The 19,718-nt window shown below is 35.3% G+C and carries 15 protein-coding genes; 6 read left to right on the forward strand and 9 right to left on the reverse strand.

Annotated elements, in window-relative coordinates; genetic code table 11:
• Nucleotides 1-196: 196 nt before the first annotated feature.
• From BAQ46_RS14175 to fdhF, 7 genes are all read right to left on the reverse strand, one after another.
• Entirely contained in the window at nucleotides 197-2,563 is a 2,367-nt protein-coding gene (locus tag BAQ46_RS14175) for a heavy metal translocating P-type ATPase (RefSeq protein WP_071742058.1), read from the reverse strand.
• 23 nt (nucleotides 2,564-2,586) lie between these two features.
• Entirely contained in the window at nucleotides 2,587-2,964 is a 378-nt protein-coding gene (locus BAQ46_RS14180) for an ArsR/SmtB family transcription factor (RefSeq protein ID WP_000918378.1), read from the reverse strand.
• Between the two features lie 266 nt (nucleotides 2,965-3,230).
• A complete protein-coding gene (locus BAQ46_RS14185) occupies nucleotides 3,231-4,646 on the reverse strand; it encodes an amino acid permease (protein ID WP_001284877.1) in 1,416 nt (471 codons plus the stop codon).
• Between the two features lie 103 nt (nucleotides 4,647-4,749).
• Complete coding sequence (gene ald / locus BAQ46_RS14190; RefSeq protein ID WP_001219745.1) at nucleotides 4,750-5,883, reverse strand: alanine dehydrogenase; 1,134 nt, start codon at nucleotides 5,881-5,883, stop codon at nucleotides 4,750-4,752.
• A gap of 369 nt (nucleotides 5,884-6,252) precedes the next feature.
• A complete protein-coding gene (locus BAQ46_RS14195) occupies nucleotides 6,253-8,124 on the reverse strand; it encodes a glycerophosphoryl diester phosphodiesterase membrane domain-containing protein (RefSeq protein ID WP_001164743.1) in 1,872 nt (623 codons plus the stop codon).
• Nucleotides 8,125-8,280: 156 nt separating this feature from the next.
• Nucleotides 8,281-8,763 carry a helical membrane plugin domain-containing protein gene (locus tag BAQ46_RS14200; RefSeq protein ID WP_001040529.1) on the reverse strand — a complete coding sequence of 161 codons (483 nt, stop codon included), beginning with the start codon at nucleotides 8,761-8,763 and terminating at the stop codon, nucleotides 8,281-8,283.
• Nucleotides 8,764-8,775: 12 nt separating this feature from the next.
• Nucleotides 8,776-11,712, reverse strand: a complete 2,937-nt coding sequence (fdhF, locus tag BAQ46_RS14205; RefSeq protein ID WP_000840655.1) for a formate dehydrogenase subunit alpha — start codon at nucleotides 11,710-11,712, stop codon at nucleotides 8,776-8,778.
• A gap of 300 nt (nucleotides 11,713-12,012) precedes the next feature.
• Here fdhF and fdhD point away from each other — a divergent pair, with 300 nt between their 5' ends.
• Nucleotides 12,013-12,819 carry a formate dehydrogenase accessory sulfurtransferase FdhD gene (gene fdhD / locus BAQ46_RS14210; protein WP_000529212.1) on the forward strand — a complete coding sequence of 269 codons (807 nt, stop codon included), beginning with the start codon at nucleotides 12,013-12,015 and terminating at the stop codon, nucleotides 12,817-12,819.
• Nucleotides 12,820-13,043: 224 nt separating this feature from the next.
• Nucleotides 13,044-13,550 carry a GNAT family N-acetyltransferase gene (locus BAQ46_RS14215; RefSeq protein ID WP_000405875.1) on the forward strand — a complete coding sequence of 169 codons (507 nt, stop codon included), beginning with the start codon at nucleotides 13,044-13,046 and terminating at the stop codon, nucleotides 13,548-13,550.
• 357 nt (nucleotides 13,551-13,907) lie between these two features.
• On the opposite strand, the gene BAQ46_RS31380 is transcribed toward BAQ46_RS14215, so the two are convergent.
• Nucleotides 13,908-14,030, reverse strand: a complete 123-nt coding sequence (locus BAQ46_RS31380; protein ID WP_001068392.1) for a hypothetical protein — start codon at nucleotides 14,028-14,030, stop codon at nucleotides 13,908-13,910.
• A gap of 329 nt (nucleotides 14,031-14,359) precedes the next feature.
• Here BAQ46_RS31380 and BAQ46_RS14225 point away from each other — a divergent pair, with 329 nt between their 5' ends.
• The 3 genes from BAQ46_RS14225 (at nucleotide 14,360) to BAQ46_RS14235 (ending at nucleotide 17,210) form a co-directional block, all read left to right on the forward strand.
• Nucleotides 14,360-15,031, forward strand: a complete 672-nt coding sequence (locus BAQ46_RS14225) for a response regulator transcription factor (RefSeq protein ID WP_000238954.1) — start codon at nucleotides 14,360-14,362, stop codon at nucleotides 15,029-15,031.
• A 65-nt stretch (nucleotides 15,032-15,096) separates the two neighbouring features.
• Nucleotides 15,097-16,551, forward strand: coding sequence for a sensor histidine kinase (locus BAQ46_RS14230; protein ID WP_071742059.1), 1,455 nt, complete (start codon nucleotides 15,097-15,099; stop codon nucleotides 16,549-16,551).
• Nucleotides 16,552-16,697: 146 nt separating this feature from the next.
• Nucleotides 16,698-17,210: a GNAT family N-acetyltransferase gene (locus tag BAQ46_RS14235; protein ID WP_000351212.1), complete on the forward strand. Its 513-nt coding sequence runs from the start codon at nucleotides 16,698-16,700 to the stop codon at nucleotides 17,208-17,210.
• Between the two features lie 34 nt (nucleotides 17,211-17,244).
• On the opposite strand, the gene pdxR is transcribed toward BAQ46_RS14235, so the two are convergent.
• Complete coding sequence (pdxR, locus tag BAQ46_RS14240) at nucleotides 17,245-18,645, reverse strand: MocR-like pyridoxine biosynthesis transcription factor PdxR (RefSeq protein ID WP_000891903.1); 1,401 nt, start codon at nucleotides 18,643-18,645, stop codon at nucleotides 17,245-17,247.
• Between the two features lie 120 nt (nucleotides 18,646-18,765).
• On the opposite strand from pdxR, the gene BAQ46_RS14245 reads away from it, so the two are divergent.
• Nucleotides 18,766-19,692: a DMT family transporter gene (locus BAQ46_RS14245; protein ID WP_071742060.1), complete on the forward strand. Its 927-nt coding sequence runs from the start codon at nucleotides 18,766-18,768 to the stop codon at nucleotides 19,690-19,692.
• Nucleotides 19,693-19,718 lie beyond the last annotated feature (26 nt).

Below are 19,718 nucleotides of genomic sequence, written 5' to 3' on the forward strand. Positions count from 1 at the left end.
CAATTTCAACAGAATAACCTAAAAAAGAGGACGCAGGTTGCGTCCTCTTTTTTATCCCGCATTAACGGGCAGTAAGACCCCCAAAATTCAGCAAAAGCAAGGGCGTTAGATGGGGGATCAACTGTCCGTAAAAGCCCGATTGGTGAAGGCTAATAATCAGCGGGGGATGAAGCCCCCCACTGATTAAAGTTTCACTTTATAAATCTTTCACTCGTAGTACACGCATTGCATTTAACACTGCCAGTAGTGTCACACCAACATCTGAGAAAACCGCTTCCCACATTGTTGCAATACCGAAAGCCCCAAGTAGTAAAACTAATCCTTTTACCCCTAATGCAAAGATAATATTTTGCCATACAATGCGTCTTGTACGTTTTGCAATGTTTACAGCTGTTGCAATTTTTGAAGGCTCATCAGTCATAATAACGATATCTGCTGCTTCAATTGCTGCATCTGATCCTAAACCACCCATTGCAATACCAACATCGGCTCTTGCTAATACCGGTGTATCATTAATACCATCACCAACGAAAGCAACTTTTTCTTTTCCATGCTTCGCTGCATCAATTTTTTCAATCTCTTCTACTTTTTGTTGCGGTAATAGTTCTGCGTGAACTTCATCTAAACCTAACTCTTTACCAACAGCTTCACCAACTGGTTTTGCATCACCAGTTAACATGACTGTTTTCTTAATACCTAGTTCTTTTAACTTTTGAATTGCTTGTTTTGAATCTTCTTTTACCTCATCAGAGATAACAATATAACCTGCATATTTTCCATCTACAGCAACGTGAACCAATGTACCTACTGTTTCTGGTTGCTTAAATGTAATGTTCTCTTTTCTCATTAATTTAGCATTACCTGCAAAAATTTCTTTTCCTTGTACTTTTACGACTGTACCGTGACCAGAAATTTCGTTATAATCATCGATCATTTTTTCATCAACTGATTTTCCATATGCATTTCGAATCGATTGTGCAATTGGATGGTTAGAATACACTTCAGCAAATGCTGCATACTCTAATAATTCTTCATTTGTAATACCTTCGCTCGGTTCCATTTTTGTAACTTTGAAGACACCTTTTGTTAATGTGCCTGTTTTATCAAAAACAATATATTTCACATCATTTAAAGCTTCTAAATAGTTACTCCCTTTTACTAACACACCACTTTTAGATGCACCACCGATACCTCCAAAGAATCCAAGAGGAATAGATACAACTAACGCACACGGACAAGAAATTACTAAGAACACTAAAGCTCTATAAATCCAATCCGAGAATGTAGCTCCTTCTAAAATAAGTGGTGGAATAAACGCCATGATCGCTGCTGTAATTACTACAACTGGAGTGTAGTAACGCGCGAACTTCGTAATAAAGTTTTCTGTTGGCGCTTTTTTACTGCTTGCATTTTGAACTAAATCTAAAATTTTTGATACAGTTGATTCACCAAATTCTTTTGTAACTTCAATTGTTAATACACCATTTTGGTTCACAAAACCACTTAATACATCATTTCCAATTTCAACTTCACGTGGTACAGATTCACCAGTCAATGCTGAAGTATCTACCATTGATGTTCCTTCAACTACTTTTCCGTCTAACGGTACTTTCTCACCAGGTTTCACGATAATATAATCGCCGATTTGTACATCTTCTGGTGATACTTGTTTCGTTTCATTTCCAATCTTTACATTCGCGTAATCAGGACGAATATCCATTAATGAAGTAATTGATTTTCGAGAACGGTTTACCGCAATACTTTGGAATAGTTCTCCTACTTGATAGAATAACATTACTGCAACCGCTTCTGGGTATTGTTGAATTGCGAAAGCTCCTAGTGTTGCAATTGCCATTAAGAAGTTCTCATCAAACACTTGGCCACGAGTTATGTTTCTTACTGCTCTCCAAACGATATCTCCACCAATTAATACATACGCAAGGACGAATAACGGAATTGTGATCATTTGTGGTAAGCCAGCTAATGCAGCAATTGCTGTCAAAATTCCGCCAACCACTAATCGTCCTACCATTTTTTTCACATTTGCTTCTCCATGATCGTGACTATGTCCATGGTCATGACCACCCTTTTCTTCACGAACAACTTTCACATCTGGTTCTAACTTTTGAACGACATTTGTTATATTGGCTACAGTCGTTTCTAATTCTCTTTTATTCGCTACTTCAACTCGTAATTTCTTTGATACGAAATCAACAGTTGCTGCCGAAACCGTCGGCATTTCCTTAACTTTATTTTCAATCTTCATCGCACAATTTGCGCAATCTAAACCTTCTAATATAAACACTTCTTTTGCCATTTTTGTGTTTTTTTCTTCTTGCACTTTAATGTGCGGTTCTAATTTTGTAACGAGTTGTTTTGCTTCTGTAACAACTTCGCTTTCTTTATTTTGCACTGTTTCTAAAACCATTGTTTTTGTCGCGAAATTTACAGAGCAAGAATTTACTCCTTCTATATTCCCAACGCCTTTTTCAATTTTCATTGCACAGTTTGCACAATCTAAACCTTCTAACATCAGTTTCTTTTTCACTAATGCTTCAGCCATCGTTCTCCCTCCTCGCGTTCTATTTATTCTTCCTCGTTTACGTGTTCAAACGCTTGCTCGAAGATATGAATTACGTGTTGGTCAGCTAACGAATAATAAACGACCTTTCCTTCTTTACGATTCTTTACAAGTTTCGCTTGCTTTAACACACGAAGCTGATGTGAAATAGATGATTGTGTCATTCCTAATAAATACGCTAAATCACAAACACACATTTCAGCTTCAAATAACGCATGTAATATTCTTGTACGTGTACGATCGCCTAATACTTTAAATAATTCTGCTACTTTACTTAAACTTTCATCCGTTGGAATTGTTTGTTTTACTTGCTCAACAACTTCTTCATGAATTATCGTTTGAGAACATGTCTCTTGTGGTGTTTCTACTTTATTTCCAGCCATTATAGCTCACCTCTTTATTTGAACATATGAACAATCATTCATATATCTTATACCTTTATTATATGAGCGTCCATTCATATGTGTCAATGAAATCTCATACATTTTTTTGAACATTTCGTTCACATTTTAAAAAGATCTACACATATTTTCCGCATCCATTACATTCTCATACAAAAAAGAATATACACTTTACACAAAAGAAAAAGCCTTGCGCGTTCCCTAGACGCACAAGGCTTACTATACTTATATCCCTTTTAACTAAGCTTTTAATTAGCTTGTTCTAAATTATCCTGCGAACTTCCATCGTCTTTTAAATGACTATGTTTTTTCGAATAAACAAAGTATACAACTACTCCAATCGCTAACCAAATACCGAAGTAGATCCATGTTGTTAATGGTAGGTTAAACATTAAGAATAGACAACATGCGATTGAAATAAGCGGTAGCGTTGGTACAAGTGGTACCATAAAGCCACGTTTTAAGTTCGGATGTGTTTTACGAAGAATAATAACTGACACACCTACCATCGCAAATGTTAACAATGCTCCAATATTCGCTAAATTCGACAATTCTTTTAAATCGATAAATCCAGCAATTAAAGCACTACCAATACCTGTTAACCAAGTTGAGAATACTGGCGCTTCTGTTTTCTTATTAATTTTCGCAAATGATTTTGGTAATAAACCGTCACGGCTCATCGCGAAGAATACACGTGTCGTTGCATAAATGTAAGCAAAGATTACAGCCATAATACCAATTACAGCTCCAACTGCGATTACACCCGCTACTTTATCTTGTCCTACAACTTCTAATACATATGCCATAGCTTCTGGTACATCTAATTCTTTATAAGAAACCATACCTGTCATAACGAGACATACTACAACATAAATAATTGTACAAATAACTAATGAAGCAATAATACCAATCGGTAAATCACGTTGTGGATTTTTTACTTCTTCAGCAGAAGTTGCTAATGCATCAAATCCTAAGAAAGCAAAGAATACTGCTGCTCCGCCGGCAAAGATTCCGCTAATACCGTATGGTGCAAATGGTGTCCAGTTTTCTGGTTGTACGTAGAACGCACCAACTGCAATGAATAAAATAACAATACCAATTTTAATTAATACCATTATGTTATTCACACGCTTACTTTCTTTCGTACCTCTTGATAGTAACCAAGTTAAAACTAATGTAATAACTACTGCTGGTAAATTCACGATCCCACCTTGTGATGGAATCTTTAACAACTCTGTTGGAATTTCTAATCCGAATCCACTCACTAAGTTATTAAAATAACCCGTCCATCCACCAGCTACTGCGGCAGTTGTTACGACATATACAGATAGTAATGTCCATCCCATTAGATGGGCAATAAACTCACCAATTGTCGCATATGAATATGTGTACACACTACCTGAAACCGGAAGTGTAGATGCAACTTCTGCATAACACAACGCTGCAAATCCACAAACAATCGCTGCAATCATGAATGAAAAGATAACTGCTGGACCAGCATCTCTTGCTGCTACTAATCCTGTTAATACTAGTACTCCTGTACCAATTATCGCACCAATCCCTAGCATTGTTAGGTCAAATGCCCCTAGCGTTTTCGTTAAAGTTTTACTTTTACTTTCCCCTAACAATTGCGTAACGGATTTCTTTTTAAATAGGTTGGCCACGATGTATGCCCCCTTTTGCCAAGAAGAGCTAAGAGATATTCACTCTTAGCTCTTATCATGTTGGTTTATATATTGTTCGATTTTGTTTTGTATAATGCTTGTATTAGCAAGATACTGTTTCTGCTTCTAATAATTCTTTAGCACCTTTGTACTCTACACCGTGAGCTTCTGCAACTGCTTCGAATGTTACATAGCCATCTAATGTGTTAATACCTTTTAGTAATGCAGAGTTGCCTAAGCAAGCTTCTTTGTAGCCTTTGTTAGCAATTTGTACTGCGTATGGTACTGTTACGTTTGTTAATGCAAGAGTTGATGTACGTGGAACCGCACCTGGCATGTTTGCAACTGCATAATGAACAACGCCGTGTTTTTCGTAAGTTGGGTTATCATGAGTTGTAATACGGTCAGTTGTTTCGAAAATACCACCTTGGTCAATCGCGATATCTACAACAACAGAACCTGGTTCCATTGATTGAATCATTTCTTCTGTTACAAGTTTTGGCGCTTTTGCACCTGGGATTAATACTGCACCGATTACAAGATCAGACTCTTTTACAGCTTCTGCAATATTGTACGGATTAGACATTAAAGTTTTTACTTGGTTTCCGAAAATGTCATCTAATTGACGAAGACGTTCTGCACTTAAGTCGATGATTGTTACATCCGCACCTAGTCCAACTGCAATTTTAGCAGCATTTGTACCAGCTTGTCCACCACCGATGATTGTTACTTTACCACGTTTAACCCCTGGAACACCTGCAAGTAAAATTCCTTTACCGCCTTTGTTCTTCTCAAGGAATTGTGCACCAATTTGTGCAGCCATACGACCAGCTACTTCACTCATAGGTGCAAGTAATGGTAGAGAACGGTTTTCTAATTGTACTGTTTCATATGCAATAGAAACAACTTTCTTTTCGATTAATGCTTTTGTTAATTCTGGTTCTGGAGCCAAGTGTAAGTATGTGAATAAAATTAAACCTTCGCTGAAGTGTTTGTATTCGCTTTCAATTGGTTCCTTAACTTTCATAACCATTTCCATGTTCCAAGCTTCTTCAGCTGTATCAACAATTTTCGCTCCCGCTTCAACATACTGAGCATCTGTGAAACCAGATCCTAAACCTGCACCCTTTTGAATGAATACTTCGTGATTGTTACGAATTAAATGTACAACACCTGCTGGTGTCATTGCCACACGGTTTTCGTTGTTTTTAATTTCTGCTGGTACCCCAATACGCATAATGAAATGCCCCCTTATAATTAACAGAAAAAAGAAAGTCTTTTTTCTTTTTGTAATAATTAATAACTTATGTCCTTATTCTAGCATAACTTAAAAGTTATGAAAACGCTAACATACCATATTTTTAAAGTTTATATATTTAGAATAGTGTAAATATATAAAACATTGATTCTATTAGCCTCGTTGTTCCATCTCATTATCTATCACTCTATTTTTATTATACTCCTTTAAAATAAGCAGCAATCATTTATTATTCGACAATAATGTAACAATGTAAGAAATACCAATGATGCCGTATACATATACAGTTATAAGTTTAAACAATACTTTAGAGATATATTCTTTCCCTAAAAAAACAGCTGCTAGCATTTAACTAGCAGCTGGATAACTTATAAATAACTTGGAAAATAAATCATCTGTTGTTTCCGTAATTTTATCAAACAGATCACTTTCTTCCTCTTCTTGCTCTTTTAACATCTTAATTGTTTCACGTGCCGATTCAGGATAATCGGTAATGATACCATCTACGTTCAATTTATAATATCCCTTTAAACTTTCCATATCATTTACCGTCCATACGTAAATTGGTTTATTTAACTTCCTTGCTTCTTTTACTAATTTCTTATTTAACATATATTCTTCCGCTACATAAAAATCAGCCTTTACATTCTTTAAGTGAGCTCTACTTGCATATAATATATATCCTACTTTTATATTTGGATTTGCACGCTTAAACTCTTTTATAAGCGGATAATGTAACGTTTGAATAACACATTGCTTCTCAAATTCATTATCTTTAATCGTTTTTAATACTTTGTTTACAAAGTCTTTTTCGCCCCCATGAAGCTTCACTTCAATATTGAGTTTGATTTTACCCTTTGCCAACTTAATGATTTCATCCAGCGTACTGATTTGTCCTGAAAAACCATCTTGACTAAGGGTAAGCTGCCTTAACTCTTCCATCGTTAAATCCGAAACATGAACGTTAGCATTGGCAAGACGTTTCAACTTCAAATCATGTATAACTGCTAGTTCACCGTCTTTTGTTTGTAATACATCTATTTCAGCGTAGTCTGCTTTCGCATCAATAGCTCCCTGCACAGCTTCTTTCGTATTTTCTACACCTTTTGAAATATAACCGCGATGAGCCATAATAATCGGTTCTTTATATGTATTTGTAATAAAGGTCACAATGAAAGCAACAACCATTCCCGCCGTAATAATTCCTACAATATATACACCAATAAATTTCCAACGATGTTTTTGGAAGAAACATTTATCTGCCTTCGTCTTTGAATAATCTAATCCTTCTTCTAATAAAACATCTTCGACTGGAACCTTTTGTAAATACAATCTTGTTAACGCCATAATATAGAACGGCGTCATAATAAAGCTAAATAGATACAATGTACTTGTTAGGAAAACTGAAATAGTTGACTCTGCTAGTAGTGCAAATGTCCCTTCTGGGTTTGTAAATTCATATACTCCCCACAGACAAAGTAAATAAACTCCTACACATAAAAGAAAAACAATTCCTACAGATATGAAAAAACCTACTAAAAAGAACAAAACTTTAAAGAAACTTTCTTTTACTAAGTTTGCGCTTTTGCGTGCTGCCGTACGGAACGGCTTCTCCTCTAAAACGATAATAGGTAAAACAAAAATCCAACGAAGGTTCAAATAGGCAACTACAGCAAAGAAAGTATAATATCCAACTTGCCCCATTGTTGTCTTAAATAGTTCACCTGTAATAAAATTAGGAATTTGAATTTCAGGAATCAATGCAGATTTATATCCCATACTTAATAGTGGTAATAGTACAACTGCATACAAAACAAAGCCAGGTAAGCAATATGTAAACAGAGAAGGTAAATACGTTACTGTTTTATATAAAATCGGACGTAATCTCACCTTCTGCCTTTTATGAGCGAAGTACGAAATGATAATAAGTACTGCAAACTCTGTAAAGATCAGGAACAATGCCAATATAGATAAAATTACGATCGCCAAAATCCCGTATGGTGTTTTCAAAAATGCTAATAACTCATCATTTGTTGCGTTTGCATACCCACCAAAGTACAACAACTTATTGAAAATAATACCGAAAAGCGGGATAAACACAATCGCTGCTAACAATTTATAAGCAAGTTGGAATGTTAACACATTCCAAAAGGCAAATCTAACAGTTTGAAAGGAATGTCTCATTACTCCTGGTATAGATAGTCTTTTACGGTGTTGCATATATTCCTCCACATTCTAAAACGATATTTGAGATGGATTCCACATTTCCATTTCTAACCCATCCCTTTAATAATAATATATTCCGCTTAACATGAACACTCTTATACATACAATGAAAAAAGTGATGGTTACTCCCCATCACTTTTTTCATCTACTCTATTTTTTCTCTAACCCTTGTCCAAATGCTTTCAAGAAGCTAAAACCAAATGTAATGGCTCTATTGATATCTGGATCTTTTAACACTTTAAAGAAATCCATCACTTTTGTTTTTTTACCACTATTTAATTCATCTGTTGCAAATTGTAATCCCGTAACTAAGCTGGATGTAATTTGTTTCGTTACTTCCGGATCAACTGAAGATAATGCTTCTCCCGCCCCCATCATGTTGTTAAGTGCATTTTTAACTGGTTCACGATTTAATTGCTCCACAGCGATTTTTGAAACATCTTCCTTAGCAGCAAGTAAACTAATCGCCGCATCTAATATTCCAGCCTTCTGTAACTGCGCTAACAGCTGCATCGTTTCTTCTACTGCTTCACGATTATTAGATAGCTCATTTAGAAGTTCATCTGCTACTTGCTGTTTCTGTTCTTCCTCTGTTACAACTTTCTTTTTAATTAAAGTAATCTCTTTCGCCACTATCTCCGCCCCCTAGTCCACGAGTGATACGTATTGTTTTCTTTGCCATTTTTGCTCGATTTCAACACCATTTTGCGGATTACGCTTTTTATCTCGCGGGTTTGAAGATGGTAACGGACGATTTCCTTTTTCACGTAATACACGCATTTTCACCATCGTTTGTTTGTACGCCGGTGTACACGTATAAAGGTCTGTTGCCGTCCCAGTTAAAATATTGATCGCTTCTTCATTTATCGTTGCATGCATCGGTAAGTATAGCTCTTTCCCCGTTACACGCTCAGTAATAAGCGCTTGTACTTTAATTTTGCCAAATGGTGATGCTAATTCTACAAGACCACCATCTTTCACATTGCGCTCTATAGCAAGCTCAGGTGAAATTTCAACGAACACTTCAGATACTTTAGATAAAATACCAGCCGACTTATTCGTCATATTCCCTTCATGGAAATGTTCTAGCATACGTCCATTATTTAAAAGTAAATCATACTCATCTGGCGCTACAACTGGTGGTATCCATTCATCTAATGATAAACGAGCTAGTTTATCTGGGAAGTTAAATCCGTCTACATATAATAGCGGTGTATCACTACCATCATGACTACCCCAACATAAACTATTCCATCCTTCTAGACGATCGTACGTTGCTTGAGAGTATAACGGTGCAAGCGATGCGATTTCGTCCATAATTTCACTTGGACTTTCGTAATTCCAATCCCCGCCGAGTGCACGAGCAACTTTTTGTAAAATCCACCAATCTGGTTTTGAATCACCTAGTGGTTTTAATACTTCATATAATCTTTGAATACGTCGCTCTGTATTCGTAAACGTTCCTTCTTTTTCTAAGCTTGGTGCCGCTGGTAAAATAACATCAGCAAAACGAGCTGTTTTTGATAAGAACATATCTTGAACAACGAGGAAGTCTAAATTCGCTAAAATATGTTGCACATGGTTCGCATTGGAATCGACTAAAGCCATTTCTTCCCCCATGACATACATACCACGTAGTTTTCCTTCTTCTGCCGCAAGTAACATTGCGATATTATTTAATCCTGGTGCTTTCGGAATCGTTGTGCCGTATGCTTTTTCAAACTTAGCACGAAGCGTATCATCCGATACTGCTTGATAACCTGGAAGCCAGTTTGGTAATGTCGCCATATCACAAGCACCTTGTACATTATTATGACCTCGTAATGGATATGCGCCTGCACCAGGACGACGATAGTTCCCCGTAACAAGCAGTAAATTGGAAATGGCAGCAGATGTTGTACTTCCTCCTGTATTTTGCGTTACACCCATTCCCCAAAGTATACAAGTTCCATCTGCTTCATATACCATACGAGCCATTTCTTTCAGGTTTTCTTTCGAAATTCCCGTAATTTCTTCTGTATAATCAAGCGTATACTTTTCTAACATTGTGCTATATTCATCAAAGTTCTTCACATTTTCAGCTATGAACTTTTTATCATGCCAATCTTGATCAATAATATATTTCGTAATACCAGCAAGCCATACGTAATCTGTACCTTGGCGCGGATGAATAAATAAATCCGCACGCTCTGCCATTTCATGTTTACGAAGATCTGCTACAATCAGTTTTTGCTCGTGTAATTTATGAGCACGTTTTACACGCGTCGCGAGTACAGGATGTCCTTCTGTTGGGTTCGCACCAACGATAATGACAAGGCCTGCTTCAGCTATATCTTTCACTGTTCCAGCATCGCCGCCCATACCGACAGTTTTAAATAAACCATCTGTTGCTGGAGATTGGCAATAACGCGAGCAGTTATCTACATTATTTGTTCCATATATTTGACGAGCTAGTTTTTGCATAAGATAATTTTCTTCATTCGTTACTTTCGAAGAAGAAATAAATCCAAATGCATCGCTGCCGTATTCTGATTTAATATGTTGCATGTTAGAAGCAACAACTTCTAACGCTTCTTCCCATGAAGCTTCAACAAACATATCTCCTTGGCGAATTAATGGCTTCGTAATTCGATCTTCACTATTTACAAAGTCCCATCCAAATTTACCTTTTACACATGTGGAAATACCATTAACCGGTGCATCTGAAACAGGTTGCACTTTTAATATATGGCGATCTTTCGTCCATACTTCGAATGAACAACCGACACCACAAAATGTACAAACTGTTTTTGTTTTATTCACTTTCGTCTTACGCATCGCAGCCTCTACTTCTGAAACCGCTAAAATACTACTATATCCAGGCTCTACATCCTTTACAAAATCAATCATCGGATCTAACACATCTGGTTTTAATCCTGTCATGAATCCAGCTTCACCTAACATTGATTTTTCCATTAACGCATTACATGGACATACTGTTACACACTGCCCACAACTTACACAAGATGAGTCATTTATACTTACACCATGATCCCATATAACACGCGGACGATCTAAGCTCCAGTCTATCGATATCGTTTCATTAACCTGTAGGTTTTGACATACTTCTACACACTGTCCACAAGCAATACATTGATTTGGATCATACCGATAAAACGGATGTGACATATCCACTTCACAAGCACTTACTTTCGGCTCATACGGATATTTCTGTTCTTCAATTCCCATCATATGTACTGTATTATGAACCTTACAATTACCGTTATTGTTATCACATACGGTACAATACAATAAATGATTCTCTAATATTCGATCCATCGCCTCAGTCTGAGCCTCTTTCGCACGCTGTGACTGTCTTTCAATATGCATACCATTCTCTATTTGCGTTGAACAAGCACGCATTAACTTCCCATCTACTTCTACAATACACGTATCACAAGTTTGAATTGGATCTACTTCTGGTACATGACAAATTTGAGGATGTTCCAAATTACTCTCGTTAAATAATTGTAGTATCGTCTTTTCACCTGATGCTGAAAATTCTTTACCATCTACGGTTACACGGACTGTCTGTTCTGCCATAGTTTCCCCTCTCCTTACAACCAACTGTACAACACACTTGTGAATCCGTTTTCACAAATGAATTACTGTACATATTTTTGAAACGCCCTGCCTAAATACTTTTCTTATGAAGTCGATTCTAGATGTTTATAAGGTATCACTACGAAAGCTTGAAAATTTCACTATTCTACATTTCTATTATATCGTATATATACAATAATAACCAAAATAATCTGATACCTTCCTTCTAATAGATGTTTTTATTTTTTCAATGTTTTATGATGAATGTGGGAGAAAATACATATAAAAGGGGAATTTCATATGGGACCTACGCAAGAGAGTTATACAATTGTACGCTATCACTCTGGTACATTTTCAAAACAAACTGATGAGATTGTTACAGAATCTCCTATTACTATTAAATTGAATGGTGAAGAATATGTAACAGTCGTATGTACACCAAATTATATTGAAGATATGGTAATTGGTTTTTTAATTTCTGAGGGGATTATTTCTTCCTATAAAGATATTGAAGAACTATGGGTTCAAAAAGATAACGGAATTGTCCATGTAACATCATCAAAAATAAATCCGCTCTATCAAAATTTATATAATAAACGATACATCACTTCCTGCTGCGGAAAAGGTAGACAAGGTTTTATTTTCGCTAACGATGCAGCAAAAGCAAAAGATTTACATGATATACATATAAAAATTACTCCTGAAGAATGCTTTTACTTAATGAATACTTTACAACAATCTTCTACTACCTTTCGCCAAACCGGCGGTGTTCACAATACCGCGCTATGTGATCGAAACAATATCCTCCTATCAAGAATGGATATTGGAAGACATAATGCATTAGATAAAATATATGGACATTGTTTACGCAACGATATATCTGTTAAAGGAAAAATCATCGCATTTAGCGGGCGTATTTCATCCGAAATTTTACTCAAAGTTTCAAAAATCGGATGTGAAATTGTTCTATCTAAATCCGCTCCAACAAAACTAGCATTGCAACTCGCTCACGATTTAGGCATTACAGTCGTAGGATTTATTAGAAATGACTCTTGTAATATTTACACGCATCCACATCGAATTGATGGTTATCAATCGAATAACTAAAATAACTCCTCAATCGAGGAGTTATTTAGTTATAAAAATGTAATATATTAAACACTTGAATAGTTAATAAAGTTAATATATAATTTCATTACATATTAAAAAACAAAACATTGTAGCATATATCTTTTCATTCTTTTACAAATTAAAAGAGACTGCTCACAAAACACATACACAATCTTATAAAAGGTTCACTTTATTTGAAATCGACCAAGGAGGTTACAACGATGGAAATTCGCTTATTAACGACAGAGGACGCAGAAATATATTTAAAAGTTTGTATGGAAGGTTTAACGAAGAACCCGGAAGCTTTTAGCTCTTCTTATGAAGATGTTCTTAAACATGAGGATCCTGTAGCTGCTATGGCAAAACGATTAAGCAATCCGGATAAGTATACTCTAGGTGTCTTCAAAGATAACGATTTAATCGGCATTGCTACTTTAGAAACAAAGCCTTTCATTAAACAAGAACATAAAGCAAAAATCGGTTCCGTTTTTGTTTCCCCTAAAGCACGTGGCCTTGGAGCAGGACGAGCTCTTATTAAAGCAATTATTGAAAATGCCGATAAATTACATGTAGAACAACTTATGCTCGATGTTGTAGTTGGTAACGATGCAGCAAAAAAATTATATGAGTCATTAGGTTTCCAAACTTACGGCGTACAAGAGCGTTCATTAAAACATAACGGTCAATATTGGGACGAAGAACATATGGTTCTATTCTTAAATGATTAATACTTCAATCTAGTTTTCCAAAAGCATCTTTTTATTAAGAAAGATGCTTTTTTCATTACAACAATGTAATCTTCATGTCACCTTTATCGATCGTACCAAACCTTTCCATTCATTATACTAAAAATATAAAGTGAAACTTTACTCAGTGGGGAACTACATCCCACGCTGATCGCATGTACTTGATATGTAGAGGAGAATGTGACATGAAACAAAACAAACGAGCTATGCTTTTAATATTTACTACAGCAATTGTAACTTCTGGATTAGCAATTTTACCTTGGTTTATTATATAAAAATACTCCCCCTAACAACGAAAAAAGCTTATTGCTTCTTAAGAAGCAATAAGCTTTTTTTATATTATAAAATCCCCAAAATTTTATTTACACAACTTATAATAATAACCATAGATACGGCAACGCACATGACAACCGTATTACGATCTTGCTTTTCTTTTTTTGAAATTTCTTCTTTTGGATTCATGTGTATGATCTCCTTTTAAAAAAAGTGTGAGATAGGAAATTTTTCTTATCCGATGCGAGGTGAATACGAAAACCCTCTCTATCTCACATACACAATAGAATGGAATTGTCATTTTATAAATAAAATGACATGACGTTATGTCGCAACATAGGGTATTTTGTGTCGCTACGTTTTCTATTATAAAAAATAGTTGTGCAAAACTAGTGCATTTTTTATGTCAATTACTCTGAGCGAGAAATCACTCTTCCACTCAATCACATAAAAAGAGTTTTTTATCATTTTCATGTAAACTATACAAGTAGAATGAACAGTTTGGGGTGCACAAGATTATGGTAAAAATTTTATTAGTAGACGATGAAGAACGTATGTTACGATTATTAGATCTGTTCTTAAGTCCTCGTGGCTATTTTTGTATGAAAGCTACCTCTGGCCTTGAAGCACTAAAGTTAATAGAACAAAAAGACTTCGATATTGTTTTGTTAGATGTAATGATGCCGAATATGGATGGATGGGATACTTGCTATCAAATTCGTCAAATTTCCAACGTTCCAATCATTATGCTAACAGCTCGTAATCAAAATTACGATATGGTAAAAGGCCTTACGATCGGCGCAGATGACTATATTACAAAACCATTTGATGAGCATGTATTAGTTGCACGAATTGAGGCTATATTACGCCGTACAAAGAAAGATGGATTTGTTAGCTTCAATGGTATTGAGTGGGATAAAACGAAACATACTGTCACAGTGTATGACGAAAAAATCTCACTGACTCCTATCGAATTTTCGTTACTTGGACTATTTTTACAAAATACAAACCGTGCTTATAGCCGAGATGATTTAATCGAAAAAATTTGGGGTTATGAAACAGACATTGAATATAGAACAATCGATTCACATATTCGCAATATCCGCGATAAATTACGGAAAAAAGGATTTCCAGTTGAAAATTACTTAGAAACTGTTTATAAGGTCGGATATAAATGGAAAAGTGAATAATCACTTCGGTCAGTGGAAACTAGTATACCACTGACCCTTTATTATGAATAAGGTATGGTGAGAAAATGAGTAAACTTTCACTTAAAATCGGGACATACTTTTTAATATTAGCTTTATGCATTGAAACGATTGCTTTCGTATCTTTTTACAAAAGTATTTCTAAAATGCGCATTGAAGAGGAAACACTCGCTCTTTTAGAAAAAGGTAATCGCTATAGTAAAAAAATTAAAAACCGCGAGAGACGGGATGAATATTATAAAGAAATGCAACACACTGAACATAATAAAAATCCTAAACGCCCCGTGTACCCCGAGTTCGATATTGCGAATGCGGCTGCACACTTAGTTGAATCGGAATCAATTTCTAACTCCGATATAGCTATTATTATTACTGACCATAACGGCAAAATTATTTCCACCTCAGAACCCGTAACAAAAGAAATGAAAAAACAACTTACTTGTAAAACAGAATCTGTCCCAGAAAGCGGATTAATCGTTGAAAGAAACTGGAAAAAATCAAAATTCATCACCACAGTAAGCCCACTTAACACAACAAAGTTTCAAGGAAAGTTATATATGTTATTAAAAACATCTTTCTTAGAAAACATGTTACTTAAACTCATGAAGCAATTTCTTATTATTAGTGTTTTGACGATTATTTTAACGACTATTTCTGTCTTTATTTTTTCTCGTGTTATTACAGAACCGCTCATCAAAATGAAGAGGGCAACAGAAAAAATGTCAAAATTAAATAAGCCAATTCAATTAGGTATTAAACGGAATGATGAACTTGGAAGCTTAGCAAAAACGATTGAAGATTTATCCAGTGAACTGACTTATATGAAAAAAGAAAGAGGTGAGTTTCTCGCTAGTGTTGCTCATGAATTATTAACTCCATTAACCTATATGAAAGGTTATGCGAAAGTGGCAAAGAGAGACACTTTAACGAAAGAAGAGCGAGAAGAATACTTACAAATCATTGAGGATGAAACAGATAGTGTAACTGATCTCGTTCAAGATTTATTTATGCTTGTACAATTAGAACAACACCAATTTGTTATAAAAAAACAAAAAGTGCTTCTTAGGCCTTTTTTAGAGCGAATGGTTGAAAAAACAAAAACAACATTAACTAACAAACAAATGCAACTCCATGTATATTGCAAAGACGATTTAGGAGTTTGCATAGACGAAAGACGTATGGAACAAGTTATGTTAAATTTATTACACAATGCTTATCAACACTCACTAGAAAACACTACTATTACGATACGCGTACTCGCTGAAACAAATTCTTTTACAATAAGTGTACAAGATGAAGGTGAAGGTATTCCTGAAGAAGATATTCCGCATATTTTCGATCGTTTTTATCGTGTTGATAAATCTAGAACGAGAGCTACTGGGGGAAAAGGTATCGGGCTAGCTGTTGCTAAAGAAATTGTGGAATTGCATAACGGTGCCATTCTAGTAACAAGCAAATTAGACGTAGGAACAAACTTTATAATCGAGCTACCTTTTGAATAATATGTGTGTGAAAACACCAGTAGTAGTAAAAACTACTGGTGTTATTTTGTTCATAAAATCAGCTTATATAAGCTAAGCTTTTGAAATTATTCTTATTTCAATATAAAATAAAGATACATTTGTCAAAGATTTGGAGGGTGATATAATTGGATATCCATGTATTAACAAAAGACGAAGCGGAAATTTACTTAGAACTTCGTGTAGAAGGATTAAAGCAAAACCCTGAGGCTTTCAGCTCTTCTTATGAAGATATTATTAATAAAGAGTGTGCGATTGAATATAAAGCACAAAAATTAGCACAAGATGAAAACTATACGCTAGGTGCATTTAAAGATGGAAAATTAATCGGGGTTGCAACGCTGGAAACGAAACCATATGTAAAACAAGAACATAAAGCTAAAATCGGTTCTGTATATGTATCTCCAAAAGCACGCGGACTTGGAGCAGGGAAAGCACTTATTAAAGAATGTCTTGAGCTTGCTAAATCTTTAGAGGTGGAACAAGTTATGCTTGATGTTGTTGTTGGCAACGATGGAGCAAAAAAACTTTATGAATCATTAGGATTTAAAACATTCGGTGTACAAGAACGTTCATTAAAATATAACGGACAATATTGGGACGAAGAGCATATGGTCTTATTCTTAGACGAAAATAAATAATAAAAAACATCCTCTCATGTATGAGGATGTTTTTTTACTTTTTTCTAAACCACGCTGTATTTAATAGTTGAATCGCTTGCGCAATTTCTTCTTCTGATAAGATCGCAAACCCAAGTAAAACGACATTTTCAGGTGCAGTACCGTCTTTATAGTACGTAGAAACAGGATATATTTTAATACTATATTTTGCAGCTTCTTGAATGAGTTCTTCTTCTCGCATTCCATTATGTACTTTTAATAAAATGTGTAATCCCGAATCTTCTCCTATCACTTCAACATGATTAGAGAAATACTTCTCTATTTCAAAAACAAGTCGATCCCTCTTTTTCCGGTAGACGACACGCATTTTATGAATATGTTTTTCCCAATAACCTTCATGTAAAAACTTTCTAATCACTTCTTGATCCATTCTTGAAACACTTTGTGTATAAAATAAATATTCTTTTTGATACTTTTTAATTAAATTCTTCGGTAATACTATATAGCTCATCCGTAATGAGGGCAACAAAGCTTTTGATAACGTCCCCATATAAATAACTTTCCCATCTGTATCTAACCCTTGTAGTGCCGGAATTGGCTTTCCTGAATAACGAAATTCACTATCGTAATCATCTTCAATAATATACCTATCTTCTTCTTTCTTTGCCCATTGTAAAAGCTGCGTCCTTCTCGTAATAGGCATAATCATTCCATATGGAAACTGATGAGAAGGAGTTACAAATACAACATTTGCAGTGCTATTTTCTAAATCTGCCATACAAATGCCGTCCCTATCTAAAGACAACATTTGAACCTTCTTTTCTCCCTGTTCAAAAACGACCATTTTCCTATGGTACCCTGGATTTTCAACAGCGTAATTACTTCCCTTCAACAATTGAAAAAGTAACTTCACTAATATTTGTGTTCCCGCACCTAATACAATTTGACTAGCTGAACAACGTACACCTCTAGATTCATACAAATAGTTCGCAATTTCCTCTCGTAAGCTTAATTCTCCTTGAGGGTGTCCAAGAAAAAGTAAATCATTATTACGCGGCTGCCATACATCATTTATAAGCTTGCGGTACATAGTGAACGGAAAAGTTTTTGTATCAACCCCTGTTTGTGTGAAATCAAATGTATAGTTCTCCTCCCGAAACGATACTTCTTCTACTTTCGCTTCGCTTCCTTCTACATCCATCATTTGTTCAAATTTACATACAAAATAACCTTTTCTTGATATCGACTCAATGTAACCTTCTGCAAGTAATTGCTCGTAAGCCGCTTCTATTGTATTCTTACTCACTTGTAAATAGCTCGCCAGCTTTCTCTTTGCGGGTAATTTTGTAAAAGCGGAAATCGTTCCATCCTTAATCTCTTTTTTTATATACTCATACAATTGCACGTACAATGCCTTTTTACTATTCATATTTAAATTAGGCGTTAATTCTAACATAATATCTGACCCCTTAATAAAACTAAAATCTGATACTTTTTACAGTACCAGAAGTTATATATAATTCCTTTTATCATGTCACACATAAAAAATCAAATACTCGAGAGGAGATGCATGATTATGAACAACAGTAGACGGATTGGACTCATTATGATTATTACAGGAGCTACCTTATGGGGATTATCTGGCCCGATGATTCAGTGGCTATTTCAACATACTAACGTATCATCAATTGATTTTTTAACAATTCGCTTGTTGCTTGCAGGATTATTTATTTTATCTTTTTTACTGATAAAGAAACAAAACATATTTCAAATTTGGAAACACCCTAGACATTCTATACAACTTATTATTTTCTCTATTTTCGGCATGCTCGGTGCGCAATATGCCTTTATCGAAACAGTTCATATTAGTAACGCGGTCACAGCGACATTATTTCAATTTCTAGGTCCTGCTCTTATTACCATTTATGTCGCATTTGAACAACGAAAATTCCCTGCTTCTATGCAACTACTCGCCATTATAACTGCACTCACGGGAACGTACTTTATTATTACAAACGGTTCAATTGAAAATATTGTTTTATCGAAAGAAGCCATTATTTTTGGCCTATTAACAGCAATTGGATTTGCATTTTATACCCTCCATCCAGCTTCTCTTATTAAAGAATGCGGAACAACCATAGTAATTGGCTGGGGGATGCTAATCGGCGGCATCGCCCTGCTTATTTTTAATCGCTCGTTTGGATGGAGTCAACTTTCACAAACCTTTACACCAAAAACTTTTTCTATGCTTATCCTTATCATTATAAGTGGCACTCTTTCTTTCCTTCTTTATATCGGTAGTCTGAAATATTTAGCAGCAACAGAAACAAGCATTTTATCTAGTATTGAACCACTTGTAGCGGCTATTGTTTCAATCGCTTGGCTAAATGAATCATTTGGAGCGTATCAATTACTAGGCGGCGTATGTATCGTTCTTTCTGTTATTTTCTTAACGATGCCTCAAAAAGAACGAGAACCAACCTTTTCAACTGAACAAATATAAAAAATGTCAAAAGAGGTCGTACAAAA

The sequence above is a fragment of the Bacillus paranthracis genome (assembly GCF_001883995.1).
Classification (GTDB): domain Bacteria; phylum Bacillota; class Bacilli; order Bacillales; family Bacillaceae_G; genus Bacillus_A; species Bacillus_A paranthracis.